We start from the raw sequence: 13,137 nt of genomic DNA on the forward strand, positions 1-13,137 counted from the left end.
TATAATGCGCACCCTTGATTGATGGCTTTGAGATACAAGTTGTTAACAAGCTGGAAGGTGCTACTAAAGAGGAAGTGTTAATAATGAATTTGATTATGGGTCTGGTAGGGATGGCAACACTCATCCTTATCGCGGTGCTGTTCTCCAGTAATCGCAAAGCAATAAAAATTCGCACCGTAGCCGGTGCCTTTGCAATTCAAGCTGGACTGGGTACATTCGTGCTGTACGTCCCGGTTGGCCGAGATATTCTGGTGGGTGTATCCGATGCCGTTTCCAGCGTCATCGGTTATGGTCAAAACGGTATCGAATTCCTGTTCGGTGGTCTGGTCAGCAACAAGATGTTTGAAGTGTTTGGCGGCGGCGGCTTTATTTTTGCCTTCCGCGTGCTGCCCGTCATCATCTTCTTCTCCTCCCTGATCGCGGTTCTCTATTATCTGGGCATCATGCAGTGGGTAATCAAGCTGCTGGGTGGTGGCCTGCAAAAAGTACTGGGCACGTCCCGTACCGAATCCCTCTCTGCCACGGCCAACATCTTCGTCGGTCAGACCGAAGCCCCGCTGGTGGTGCGTCCCTTCATCTCCAAGATGACTGACTCCGAGCTGTTTGCCGTCATGTGTGGTGGCCTGGCCTCCGTTGCCGGTTCCGTGCTGGCTGGTTATGCCTCCATGGGCGTCAAGATGGAATACCTGATCGCCGCCTCCTTCATGGCTGCCCCGGGTGGTCTGCTGTTCGCCAAGTTGCTGGTACCGGAAACCGAGACCCCCAACTATGACGAAAACAATGCCGATGGCGATCTGGAAGACAAGCCTGCCAACGTGATCGATGCCGCCGCCGCCGGTGCCTCCGCCGGTCTGCAACTGGCCCTGAACGTGGGTGCCATGCTGCTGGCCTTCATCGGCCTGATCGCCATGATCAACGGCATCTTCGCCGGTGTGGGTGGCTGGTTCGGTTATCCGCAGCTCTCCCTGGAACTGCTGCTGGGCTGGTTGTTCTCCCCGCTGGCCTTCCTGATCGGTGTACCCTGGAGCGAGGCCGTGGTGGCCGGTTCCTTCATCGGCCAGAAGCTGGTGGTGAACGAGTTCGTGGCTTACCTGAACTTTGCCCCTTATCTGAAGGATGAAGTGCTGATCAACGGCGTGGCCATGTCCGAGCACACCAAGGCCATCATCTCCTTCGCCCTGTGCGGCTTTGCCAACCTGTCCTCCGTTGCCATCCTGCTGGGTGGTCTGGGCTCCATGGCACCGAACCGTCGCGGCACCATTGCCAAATTTGGTTTGAAGGCCGTACTGGCCGGCTCTCTGTCCAACCTGATGTCTGCCACCATCGCAGGCTTCTTCCTGGCACTGACAGCCATGTAATATTTGCCTGATACTCAGGTAAAGACGAACGCCACAGCGAAAAGCTGTGGCGTTCGCGTTTGGAGCGGTGACAACCGTTTTCCTTTCTAAACTAATAATAAAATGAGTCAAATCGGAGGTTATATGAATGAAGTGCTACTGGCGATGGCGGCCGGCTTTATCGTTGGCTTGTTGTTTTCTTTCCTCAAATTGCCGATCCCGGCCCCACCCGTACTGTCCGGGGTAATGGGGATAGTCGGGGTCTATCTGGGGGGGCTGGCGTACTCCTGGATACTCACACGCTTCTTCTCTTAACGCACTTTTCAGTACCGGATTTGCCAGATGTGAGGTACCTCTGAAATTGGCAAATCCGGCTTGCAAACACGGGGTATCTCGGCTGAAATAGGCATTGCCAGCAGGGTGCTGGCATTGACTAATGCCCGATCAAATCGGGTGTTGGCGGTCAAATGGAATTGATTGGGAAGTCGGGTCAGCAGTTGTCGGCCTTTCTCAAGTCTTCATGGAACCAAGTCCGCACTTTTGTAAGAAAGTGACAGGGCTCTTGCCTTATTTACAGCCATATTGCCTGTGCATGCGCGCTGTAATTCCATTCCCGTATCCTTGGGAGTCGTGTCTTGCTGGTTGCGTTGCGACAAGCAGGCGCTCGCCCCTGGAAGCAGGATTAAATCGAGACTTTGGAGAATAGAATGACTGATCTGAAACTGGCCGCCCAACGCGCCCTGAACCTGATGGACCTGACCACCTTGAACGATGATGACACCGATCAGAAGGTCATCGACCTGTGCCGCAAGGCCAAGTCTCCGGCCGGCCTGACCGCCGCCGTCTGCATCTATCCCCGCTTCATCCCCATAGCGCGCAAGACACTGCGCGAGATCGGCGCCGCTGACGTGCGCATCGCCACCGTGACCAACTTCCCCCATGGCAACGACGACATCGAGATCGCCGTGGCCGAGACCCGCGCCGCCGTGGCTTACGGTGCCGATGAAGTGGACGTGGTGTTCCCGTACCGTGCCTTCATGGCCGGCAATGAACAGGTTGGCTTCGATCTGGTCAAAGCTTGTAAGGAAGCCTGTGGCGACAAGGCGCTGCTGAAAGTGATCATCGAGACAGGTGAACTGAAAGAAGAGGCGCTGATCCGTCGTGCCTCCGAGATCTCCATCGACGCCGGTGCCGACTTCATCAAGACCTCCACCGGCAAGGTGCCGGTCAATGCGACCCCGGAAGCGGCCCGCATCATGATGGAAGTGATCAAGGCCAAGAACCCGAAAGTCGGCTTCAAGCCGGCCGGTGGCGTGAAAGATGCCGCCGTGGCGGGTCAGTACCTGGCCATGGCAGAAGATATTCTGGGCAAGGACTGGGTATCCGCCCGCACCTTCCGCTTTGGTGCATCCAGCCTGTTGGCCAGCCTGCTGGCCACGCTGGGGCATGGCGACAAGCCTGCCAACACCAGCGGTTACTAAGTTGATGAGAGGGCGAGCGTGGCTCGCCCTGTTATGCCCCCGCCAGATGGCGCGCGGGCAGGGATAACGGCTTATGTGACGCCAGCAATGGCGGAGGGAATGAAAGATGTTTTTGCCTCAAGAAATTATTCGAAAGAAGCGCAACGGTGAAGCGCTCAGTACCCAAGAGATTCAATTCTTCGTTCAGGGCATTACCAACAACACCATAGGCGAGGGCCAGATTGCGGCACTGGCGATGGCGGTCTACTTCAAAGACATGACCATGGATGAGCGGGTTGCCCTGACCTGCGCCATGCGCGACTCCGGCATGGTATTGAACTGGGATCACCTCAATCTGGGTGGCCCTATCGTCGACAAGCACTCCACCGGTGGCGTGGGTGATGTCGTCTCCCTGATGCTGGGCCCCATGGTCGCCGCCTGCGGTGGCTTCGTGCCCATGATCTCCGGTCGTGGCCTGGGTCATACCGGCGGCACCCTGGACAAGCTGGATGCCATCCCCGGCTACCAGACCTCGGTCGACAACGATCTTTTCCTGAAAGTGGTGAAAGAGGCGGGTGTCGCCATCATAGGCCAGACCGGCGATCTCGCCCCGGCCGACAAGCGCATCTATGCGGTGCGTGACATCACGGCCACCGTCGAATCCATCGCCATGATCACCGGCTCCATCCTCTCCAAGAAACTCGCCTCCGGGCTGGAAGCCCTGGTGATGGACGTCAAGGTGGGCTCTGGTGCCTTCATGCCGACGTTTGAGGCATCTGAGGAGCTGGCCAAGAGCATAGTCGCCGTGGCCAACGGTGCCGGTTGCCGCACCTCGGCCCTGCTGACCGACATGAACCAGGTGCTGGCCTCCAGCGCTGGCAACGCCGTGGAAGTGCGCGAAGCGGTGCGCTACCTGACAGGTGAATACCGCAACCCGCGCATCCACGAAGTCACCATGAGCCTGTGCGCCGAGATGCTGATCTCCGCCCATCTGGCCAGCGACGATGCCGATGCCCGTCGCAAGCTGCAGGCTGTGCTCGACAACGGCAAGGCGGCCGAGATCTTCGGTCGCATGGTGACCGGCCTCGGCGGTCCGTCCGACTTCATGGAACGTTATGATAGTCATCTGCCCAAGGCTGCTATTGTGCGCCCCGTGTATGCGGCCAATGCCGGCTTCGTGACGGCCATGGATACCCGGGAGCTGGGTCTGGCCGTGGTCGCCATGGGTGGCGGTCGTCGCGCCGCCGGTGACAAACTCGATTACGCCGTCGGTCTGACCGACTTTATCCGCCTGGGCCAGAGCGTCGATGCTGACAAGCCGATTGCCCTGATCCACGCTCAAACCGAAGAGCAATTTGCTCAGGCTGCCAGCATGGTGCAGGCGGCTGTCAAGATCGGTGACACTCAACCCCAGGCTCTGCCTGAGGTCTACCGTCGCATCGGTCTGGCTGATTTGTAACAAGGGGAAGTCCCATGAAACGTACCTTTATTCTGATGATGGACTCTTTCGGTATTGGCGCCGCCGCCGATGCCGACAAGTTCGGAGATGTGGGCGCCAACACCCTTGGCCATATCGCCAAGGCCTGTGCCGCCGGTGAGATTGAAGGCCGTGGCGCCCTCAATCTGCCGAACCTGAACAAGCTGGGTCTGGGCCATGCCGGTGAGCTGGCCTCCGGCTACTTCCCGGCAGGCTTGAAGAAGGATATCGAGGTGGTCGGTGCCTACGGTTTCGCCCAGGAGCTCTCCTCCGGCAAGGACACTCCGTCCGGCCACTGGGAGATCGCAGGCGTGCCCGTGCTGTTCGAGTGGGGTTACTTCACCGATCACCACAACAGCTTCCCGCAAGAGCTGCTGGACGCCATCGTCGAGAAGGCGGGTCTGTCCGGTTACCTCGGCAACTGCCACGCCTCCGGCACCCAGGTGCTGGATGATCTGGGCGAAGAGCACATGCGTACCGGCAAGCCGATCCTCTACACCTCTGCCGACTCAGTGTTCCAGATCGCCTGCCACGAAGAGACCTACGGCCTCGAGAAGCTCTATGAGCTGTGCCACATAGTGCGCGAGCTGCTGGAGCCCTACAACATAGGCCGGGTCATCGCGCGTCCGTTCGTGGGCAGCGGCAAGGGCAACTTCAAGCGTACCGGCAACCGTCACGACTACTCTGTGCTGCCGCCGGCGCCGACCGTGCTGGATTACATGAAAGAAGCGGGTGGCCAGGTGGTCTCCATCGGCAAGATCGCCGACATCTATGCCAACCAGGGCATCACCAAGCAGGTGAAGGGCACCGGCCTGACCGAGCTGTGGGATCGCACCCTGGAAGAGGTGAAAGCAGCCGGTGACAACACCATCGTCTTCACCAACTTCGTGGACTTCGACTCCTCCTACGGTCACCGTCGTGACGTGAAAGGCTACGCCGATGCACTGGAGTATTTCGACTCCCGTCTGCCGGAGCTGTTCGAGATACTGCAAGATGGCGATGTGGTGGCGCTGACCGCCGACCACGGCTGCGATCCGACCTGGAACGGTACCGATCACACCCGTGAATATATTCCGGTGCTGTTCTTCGGCAAGCCGGTCAAGGCCGGTTCCGTCGGTCGTCGCGAGACCTTTGCCGACATAGGCCAGAGCATAGCGGCGTACCACGGTCTGCCCAAGCTGCAATACGGTACCAGCTTCCTGTAAGGCCGATTTTGGGTGGCGCCTTGCGGTCTATTCTGCAGGGCCTGCCCAGGTTGCAGTGCGGCACTCGCCTCCTGTAATTTACCCGCCCGTCACCTCGGTGGCGGGCAACCAATAAAGACAATAAAACTCAACCTAGTGTGAAGGAATCAAGAGAATGGCAACTCCTCATATCAATGCGAAAGATGGCGCCTTTGCTGATACAGTGCTGATGCCGGGCGACCCCCTGCGCGCCAAGTACATCGCCGAAACCTTCCTGGAGAACGTCGAGCAGGTGTGCGACGTGCGCAGCATGCTCGGCTTCACCGGTACCTACAAGGGCCGTCGCATCTCCGTCATGGGTCACGGCATGGGCATCCCGTCCTGCTCCATCTATGCCAAAGAGCTGATCACCGATTACGGTGTGAAGACCCTGATCCGCGTGGGCTCCTGTGGCGCCGTGCGTGAAGACGTGAAACTGCGCGACGTGGTGATCGGCATGGGTGCCTGCACCGATTCCAAGGTCAACCGTCTGCGCTTCAAGGATCACGACTTCGCCGCCATCGCCGACTTCGGCCTGGTTGCCAATGCCGTGCAAGCCGCCAAGAACAAGGGCGTTGCCGTGCGCGTCGGTAACATCTTCTCCGCCGACCTGTTCTACACCCCGGATCCTTCCATGTTCGACGTCATGGAAAAGTACGGCATCCTGGGTGTCGAGATGGAAGCCGCCGGTATCTACGGCGTGGCCGCAGAGTACGGTGCCAAGGCACTGACCATCTGCACCGTCTCCGACCATATCCGTACCGGTGAGCAGACCACCTCCGAAGAGCGTCAGCTGACCTTCAACGACATGATCGAAATCGCACTGGATTCAGTGCTGCTGGGCGACTGATCCGCAGCCTAGACTCCATGCAAAACGGCGACCCCAGGGTCGCCGTTTTTTTATGGTTCGTGGCCGTAGCTCCGTACCGGGCCTTGAAGCCTATGGGATCAGGCGCTCGGTGCACCCGATGAGGGTGGGCTCTTCTTCTTGTGCTTGCGCACCCGCATGTAGTTGCGGCGCACGCCGTAGGAGATGAGCAGGCCGGCCAGTAGCGCCACCAGCAGCATCAGCCGCTGTTTCTCCTGTATCACCTTGAGCCGGGTGTCCTTGTCCGCCAGCAGTTGCTGCTCTTCCAGTGTGATGCGCAGGTAGCCAATGGTTTGCTCCCCATCCAGGATCTCCTGCACAAACTGGATGCGGCCCTTGCCCTGCTCCGGCAGCGATTTGTTGTTGTCGCCGATGGGCAGCAGGCTGTCCAGCGGCACGGCGGCGTCCGACTGGGCGAGGGGGATGCCACGGGCATCATAGAGGGTGGCATCGAGGATCTCGGGCTCGGCGGCCAGATCCTGGGCCAGCCGTTCCAGCTCGCTGTTCTTGTCCTCCTTGATCCAGCGCTTCATGTCGCGGGCGGCATAGGCGACCAGCGCCTGGGCACGGTTGCGTGCCTCGCTGTGCAGAGAGGCCTGGCTCTCGCCCTGCATATGGATGAGCACACCGAGCACCCAGAGGCCGAGCAAGATGCCGGCACCCAGACTGAGAACACGTTTGATGGGAAGATGACGCAAGCGTTGAACCTCCTGACGACGAGCGGTGGCGGGATCTTGGCGCTTGCCTGTACAAAAAGCAATACGCTACTCTGGGCCAGCTTTGTTAACCCCATGATCACCAAGGAAGGCTCTATCTCTATGCTGTTGTCCCAATTACCCGCTGTCTTGTCCGAGTGGCCAGAGTGCCTGCCCAGTGCCCCCTGGTGGCAATTGACGCCGCAGGCGCTGCTGCCCGTCGCCAAACCGCTGGATGGCGCCTGGCTGGTGCTGTTTGGCAAGCCCCTTGCCGCCCGCCATCTGGCGCGCCTGGCCGAGTCGCTGGCTGCGCAGGATATGCAGGCCCAGCTCTATCCGCCGAGCAGCCCGGCCGGGGTGCCCTTGCTGTTGTTGGGAACGGACAGGTTCTCCCCCGAGCTGGTGCAGTGGCTCAAGGCCGAGGAGTGGGACATCGACATCTGCCATCTGCCCGCGCTGCCGACCCTGAGCGAGCCCGGCTTGCTGGTGATGGACATGGACTCCACCGCCATCCAGATCGAGTGCATCGACGAGATCGCCCGTCTGGCGGGAGTGGGCGAGCAGGTGGCCGCCGTGACGGCCGCGGCCATGCAGGGCAAGCTGGAGTTTTCCGACAGCCTGCGCAATCGGGTCGCCCTGCTGGCGGGGGCACAGGTCACCATTCTCGACGAGGTGGCGGCCCAGATGCCCTGGATGCCGGGCCTGCAATTGATGGTCGATACCCTCAAGCAGGCGGGCTGGAAGGTGGCGATCGCCTCGGGGGGCTTCACCCGTTTCGCCGGCGAACTGCAGCAGGCGCTGGGGCTGGATGCCATCTTCGCCAACGAGCTGGCGGTCGAGGGGGGACGGCTGACCGGCATGGTGAGTGGCCGCATAGTGGACGCCAGCGTCAAGGCCGAGGTGCTGCAACGGCTGGCGAGTGACTTTGGTATCGCCGCTGGCCAGACAGTGGCCATCGGCGATGGTGCCAATGATCTCAAGATGATGGCGGGGGCCGCTCTTGGCATAGCCATCCACGCCAAGCCGCTGGTGCGGGCCCAGGCGGCCGCCACCCTCAATCATCATGATCTGGAAGGGGTGATCTGCCTGCTCGGCGCCCTTGCCTGTCGCGATCGTCGTTGGGATCGTCACGGATCCTGAGTTACCCACCCCACGTCATGGAGGACCTTGCATAGCAATGGAACTGTTACAGCAATCCCTGTTTATTCCCTGTGGTGAGCACCAGTTGCACGTGCGCCACATCCAGCCACGGGTCGCCGTGCATGCAGAGCCGATCCTGATGGTGCACGGCGCCATCGAGAATGGCCGCATCTTCTATACCGAATCGGGCAAGGGGCTTGCCTGTTTCCTGGCGCGCCACGGCTATCAGGTCTATGTGGCCGACCTGCGCGGCCGGGGTCTGAGCACCCCGGCCATCGCAGTGCAAGCCGAGCATGGCCAGCATGAGCTGATCACCGAGGATCTGCCGGCCTTGCACCGCTGGATTGCGGCGCGCCATGCCAGCTTCAAGCTGCACTGGATGGCTCACTCCTGGGGCGGTGTCATCATGGCCTCGACCCTGGTGCGTTTTCCGGAATTGGCCGGGCAGATCGCCAGCCTGGTGTTCTTTGGTACCAAGCGTGGCGTCTCGGTGCAGAACCCGGAGCGCTGGTTGAAGGTGGATCTCATCTGGAATCGGCTGGCGCCCTGGCTGGCACGGCGCAGCGGTTTTCTGGCGGCCCGCAGCCTGAAGATGGGGGCGGATGACGAGCCGCTGCGCTACTTGCAGGAGACGATTCCCTGGGTCAAGTGCGGCCCCTGGCAAGATCCGTACGACGGCTTTGCCTATGACGAAGCGGCGGCCAGGGTCAACTGGCCGCCGCTCTGGATGATTTCAGCCAAGGCTGACAAGGTATTGGGGCACCCGACCGATGTGCGCCGCTTCAGCGCCGAGATGGGGTCTGCCACGCGTCACACCCGGCTTGGCAAGGATAACGGCAACCGGCTCGATTACGATCACATCAACATGCTGACGGCGCCACAGGCACAGGAGGATCACTTCCCGCAGATCCTCGCGTGGCTGCTCGACCCGCAGGCGGCGTGATGGAGACAAGGCTGGCGGGAGCTGGTCGTTATCCTGATGTGCTGATATAGGGATAAAAATAATGGCGGGCCCGTGGCCCGCCATTATTTTCTTGCTGGTTTGCCAGGCCGATATCCGCGCTTGAGCAGGCTTGCTGGCATGAGTCGCCGCTCAGTTGATGGGCGGGGTGATGCCGAGCCGGAACAGGGTGGCCTGACTGGTATCGGTCAGCTCGCCTACCCCCACCACGCTCCACAGCTCCTCCTCCAGCTTCTTGGCCTTGTGGATGGCGAACTTGGCGATGTAATCCAGCTCGTTGGCGATGAAGTTGGTATCGGGTCGGCCGGTGCGAGAGATGCCGACCAGCACCGAATAGAATTCCCCCTGACGCAGTGCCAGCTCGATGAAGCTGCGCTTTTCCGCCATGTCCTGAAAACTGCTGGCCAGCCGGCTGGAGAAGACGGGCAGGCCGGCCGGCGTGTGCAGGCTGGCGATGTAGACCTCCTCTTCCTGCGGTTTGTCTTCCCGTTCGATGGCGCGCAGCGGGTTCATGATCAGCTGTTTGAGCAGATCCCCCTGGAACAGGGGATAGAGGTTGTCCTGATCCCCCTGCTCGGCGCAGGTCCGCAACAGGCGTGACAGGCTGCGATCCTGCGGGGCATGGCCGACCGAGGCCGGCTTGGGCGCGCCCTTCAGCTTGTTGATGTAGACGGGCGTGCTGAAGATATGGTGGGTGTAGATGTTGCGCAGCGCCCTGGCCATGCCGCGATAACGACGCTGCTCGTGCGCCGCCTTGAGCTTGTTCTGGTTGCTCTCGATCAGCAGGCTGAAGAACTGGCGGCCGGTGTGGCGCTCAGGGTCCCCCTCGATACACAGATGCAGCACTGTCCGGGTCAGGTTGATGCTGACCAGCCGGTAGGGGAGGCGTTGCAGATCCATGCTCTTGGAGAGCTCCTGCAGGCGGGGCAGGGCCAGGGTGACTATGTCATCCTTCTCGCCTTCGAACGCCTCTTCCAGCTCTATTTGCATGCCGTGGGCCGAGATGTCGCGGGTCCAGCCAAGCCAGGCCTGCCCGTTGTGCTTGATAGCGACGGCCGTTTTGTGGATGTAGCGTGCCTCTTTGCGCAACTGCACATAATGCAGCGTCTCTATCTCGAAGGGCGCGGCCCCGAGATCATGGCCGAAGCGCTGCAGCTCGTTGGCGTTGTGCTGCACGCTGGCGTCGTAGTGAAACTCTTCCCGCTGGCTGTCGAGGCCGATATCTTGCAGCAGGCCGACGTAGTTTATCTGCCTGAGCCGTTCCTGCAGCAGCATGTCCTGCAACTGGGGGCTGTCCTGGCTCTGCTGGCTGGCGAGATCGGCCTCGTGCAGATCGCAGCGCTCCAGGCTGAACTTGTACACGCGCCAGCTGGGGCGGCGGGCACCGACCTGGAAGAAGAGGGACATCAGACCGCTCTGTTGCAACTCCTCCCGGGTGGCGGAGAAAAAGTAGAGGTGGCTGCGCACCGAATGGGTGAAGCAGTAGATCAGGGTCTCCCGCAGGGTGCCCGGGGCCGGCAGCAGGGATTGCATGCGGGCCGCCGAGAACAGGCTGGCGAGCATGTCTCGGTTCTTGGCATCGCGCCAGTATTCGAGGATGTGCTGATTGTTCTCGGTACGCAGGGCTATCTCCAGGCTGGGGCTGTCTCCCGAGCCGAAGAACAGCGGCATGCCGGTCATGCGTGGCAGGTAGAACTGCTCGTACCCCTTGATGATGGCGGCAGACAGCAGATAGTCGACGCTGACCCGATAGCGGCTCTTGTTGCTCTCGATGAAATCGCTCAGGAAGCGGTCAAAGCCGGTGTGCTCGCCGGTTTTGATCAGTCGCAGCCAGTACTTCCCCTCCTTGCTCTCTTCGCCCAGGATCTGATAGCTGACCGAGTGGTGCAATATGGGATTGGGGTGATCCCGCTCCAGCCCGGTGAAGAAGACTTCGACCTGGGCTCCGGTCTGATAGTTGGGCAGATAGGGCACCGAGACCCGGATCCCGCCGAGGGAGAGATCCGAGCTCTTGGCAAACAGCTTGTCGCCGTCGGCAAACTTGATGAGCACGGGAGAGCTGAAGTGCATCCGCTCCTGACGCCGGCCGTAGTAGCTGGCGAAGGGAATGGGATTGACATCGTATTGGCGAAACGGGCTGGCAGGGGGCAGCAGGGGACCGTCACCCTTGCTCTGGTGGTGTTTCTGCCAATATTGCAGCGCCTCATTGACACCCAGGGTGTAGGCATCCCGGTAGAGATAGCACTGGGACTGGAACAGGCCTATGGCCTCGGCCGGCATGAAGTGGGTGACTCCTTCAAACTCATGGACCAGGCACTCCTCGCCCAGCTCGTCGCGCATGTCGATGACCCGCCGGCAGGGGGTGCATTTGCGCTTTATCTCCATCTTGATCAGGAAACGGCTGTTGCTGTTCTCGTCCTGCGTCAGGCGATTGAAGATGTCATCAAAATCTTTTTCTCTGAGCAGAGGAATGAGCTGTTCAATCAGATGCTGTTGTTGTTCTGAATCCATGTGTTCCTGCCACGGAAAGTCACTTTTCCGATTCTGGGTTTGATCTGTCGGTCGCAAACAAGTATATCAAGCAGGAATTCATCCTGTCCCCGAGTTATCCATGGCCAAAAATAAAACTGCCTATGTTTGTACCGAATGTGGTGCCGACTTCACACGCTGGCAAGGCCAGTGCGGCGAATGCAAGGAGTGGAACACCATCACCGAGGTGCGTCTTGGCTCGGTGACGCCGGGCAAAAATGCCCGCTACACCGGTTACGCCGGCGCCATCGGCAGTCAGGTCCAGACGCTGGCGGAGATCGCCACCACAGAGATCCCGCGCTTTTCCTCCGGCTTCAAGGAGCTGGATCGGGTGCTCGGCGGCGGTGTTGTGCCCGGTTCGGCCATTCTGATTGGCGGCAATCCGGGGGCGGGCAAGTCTACCCTGCTGCTGCAGACCATGTGTGGTCTGGCCGAGCGGATGAAGACCCTCTATGTCACGGGGGAGGAGTCGCTGCAGCAGGTGGCGATGCGTGCCGGCCGGCTGGGGCTGCCTACCGACAAGCTGCGCATGCTGTCGGAGACCAGTGTCGAGCAGATCTGCATCATAGCGCAGCAGGAGCAGCCGCAGATCATGGTCATCGACTCCATCCAGGTGATGCACGTGGCGGATGTGCAGTCATCTCCCGGTTCCGTCTCCCAGGTGCGGGAGGCCGCGGCCCTGTTGACCCGTTACGCCAAGCAGAATCACGTCGCCATCTTCATGGTGGGCCATGTGACCAAGGATGGCACCCTGGCGGGTCCCAAGGTGCTGGAGCACTGTGTCGACTGTTCGGTATTGCTGGATGGCGCCAACGATTCGCGTTTTCGCACCCTGCGCTCCCACAAGAACCGCTTCGGTGCCGTCAACGAACTCGGCGTGTTCGCCATGACGGGGCAAGGCATGCGAGAGGTGAGCAACCCCTCCGCCATCTTCCTCAGTCGGGGTGAGGAACAGGCTCCCGGCTCCATCGTCATGGTGATCTGGGAGGGCACCCGGCCGCTGCTGGTGGAGCTGCAGGCGCTGGTGGACTATTCCCAGCTCTCCAACCCGCGCCGGGTGGCCGTGGGGATGGACCACAACCGCCTCGCCATGCTGCTGGCGGTATTGCATCGCCACGGCGGGCTGCAGATGGCGGATCAGGATGTCTTCATCAACGTGGTGGGGGGCGTCAAGGTTGAGGAGACCAGTGCGGATCTGGCCCTGTTGCTGGCCATGGTTTCCAGCTTCAGAGATCAGGCCCTGCCCAAAGATCTGGTGGTGTTTGGTGAAGTGGGCCTCTCCGGCGAGATCCGGCCCGTGCCGTCCGGTCAGGAACGATTGCAGGAGGCGGCCAAGCACGGTTTCCGCCGCGCCATAGTGCCTCACGCCAATGCGCCCAAGCACCCCATAGAGGGAATGGAAGTTGTGCCGGTGAAAAAACTGGCCGACGCGCTGGAAGCCTTGTAG

General features: G+C 60.6%; 11 protein-coding genes. 9 read left to right on the forward strand and 2 right to left on the reverse strand.

The annotated features are described in order from the left end of the window. The first annotated feature begins 83 nt into the window (after positions 1-83). The 6 genes from IU367_RS03070 to deoD all read left to right on the forward strand — a co-directional run bounded on the left by IU367_RS03070 (position 84) and on the right by deoD (position 6,347). Positions 84-1,358 (forward strand): NupC/NupG family nucleoside CNT transporter, encoded by a 1,275-nt coding sequence (locus IU367_RS03070; protein ID WP_274453414.1) that lies wholly within the window; start codon positions 84-86, stop codon positions 1,356-1,358. A 123-nt stretch (positions 1,359-1,481) separates the two neighbouring features. Then, positions 1,482-1,652 carry a XapX domain-containing protein gene (locus IU367_RS03075; protein WP_005305103.1) on the forward strand — a complete coding sequence of 57 codons (171 nt, stop codon included), beginning with the start codon at positions 1,482-1,484 and terminating at the stop codon, positions 1,650-1,652. A 392-nt stretch (positions 1,653-2,044) separates the two neighbouring features. Beyond that, positions 2,045-2,818 carry a deoxyribose-phosphate aldolase gene (gene deoC, locus IU367_RS03080; RefSeq protein ID WP_274453415.1) on the forward strand — a complete coding sequence of 258 codons (774 nt, stop codon included), beginning with the start codon at positions 2,045-2,047 and terminating at the stop codon, positions 2,816-2,818. Between the two features lie 106 nt (positions 2,819-2,924). After that, positions 2,925-4,256, forward strand: coding sequence for a thymidine phosphorylase (gene deoA / locus IU367_RS03085; protein WP_103472552.1), 1,332 nt, complete (start codon positions 2,925-2,927; stop codon positions 4,254-4,256). Between the two features lie 14 nt (positions 4,257-4,270). Further along, positions 4,271-5,479 (forward strand): phosphopentomutase, encoded by a 1,209-nt coding sequence (locus IU367_RS03090; protein WP_274453416.1) that lies wholly within the window; start codon positions 4,271-4,273, stop codon positions 5,477-5,479. A gap of 154 nt (positions 5,480-5,633) precedes the next feature. Beyond that, positions 5,634-6,347: a purine-nucleoside phosphorylase gene (gene deoD / locus IU367_RS03095; protein ID WP_043139789.1), complete on the forward strand. Its 714-nt coding sequence runs from the start codon at positions 5,634-5,636 to the stop codon at positions 6,345-6,347. Between the two features lie 98 nt (positions 6,348-6,445). On the opposite strand, the gene IU367_RS03100 is transcribed toward deoD, so the two are convergent. Continuing rightward, positions 6,446-7,063 carry an AhpA/YtjB family protein gene (locus IU367_RS03100; RefSeq protein WP_043139787.1) on the reverse strand — a complete coding sequence of 206 codons (618 nt, stop codon included), beginning with the start codon at positions 7,061-7,063 and terminating at the stop codon, positions 6,446-6,448. Positions 7,064-7,183: 120 nt separating this feature from the next. On the opposite strand from IU367_RS03100, the gene serB reads away from it, so the two are divergent. Beyond that, the gene (gene serB / locus IU367_RS03105; protein WP_274453418.1) at positions 7,184-8,200 is read left to right on the forward strand and encodes a phosphoserine phosphatase SerB; all 1,017 of its coding nucleotides are present in this window, start codon (positions 7,184-7,186) and stop codon (positions 8,198-8,200) included. A gap of 37 nt (positions 8,201-8,237) precedes the next feature. Then, positions 8,238-9,143, forward strand: a complete 906-nt coding sequence (locus IU367_RS03110; protein WP_274453419.1) for an alpha/beta fold hydrolase — start codon at positions 8,238-8,240, stop codon at positions 9,141-9,143. A 150-nt stretch (positions 9,144-9,293) separates the two neighbouring features. On the opposite strand, the gene IU367_RS03115 is transcribed toward IU367_RS03110, so the two are convergent. Continuing rightward, positions 9,294-11,672, reverse strand: coding sequence for a PilZ domain-containing protein (locus IU367_RS03115; protein ID WP_274453420.1), 2,379 nt, complete (start codon positions 11,670-11,672; stop codon positions 9,294-9,296). Between the two features lie 100 nt (positions 11,673-11,772). Between IU367_RS03115 and radA the strand changes: the two genes are divergently transcribed. Continuing rightward, positions 11,773-13,137, forward strand: coding sequence for a DNA repair protein RadA (gene radA / locus IU367_RS03120; protein WP_043142423.1), 1,365 nt, complete (start codon positions 11,773-11,775; stop codon positions 13,135-13,137).

Source organism: Aeromonas bestiarum, assembly GCF_028751155.1.
GTDB lineage: Bacteria > Pseudomonadota > Gammaproteobacteria > Enterobacterales > Aeromonadaceae > Aeromonas > Aeromonas bestiarum.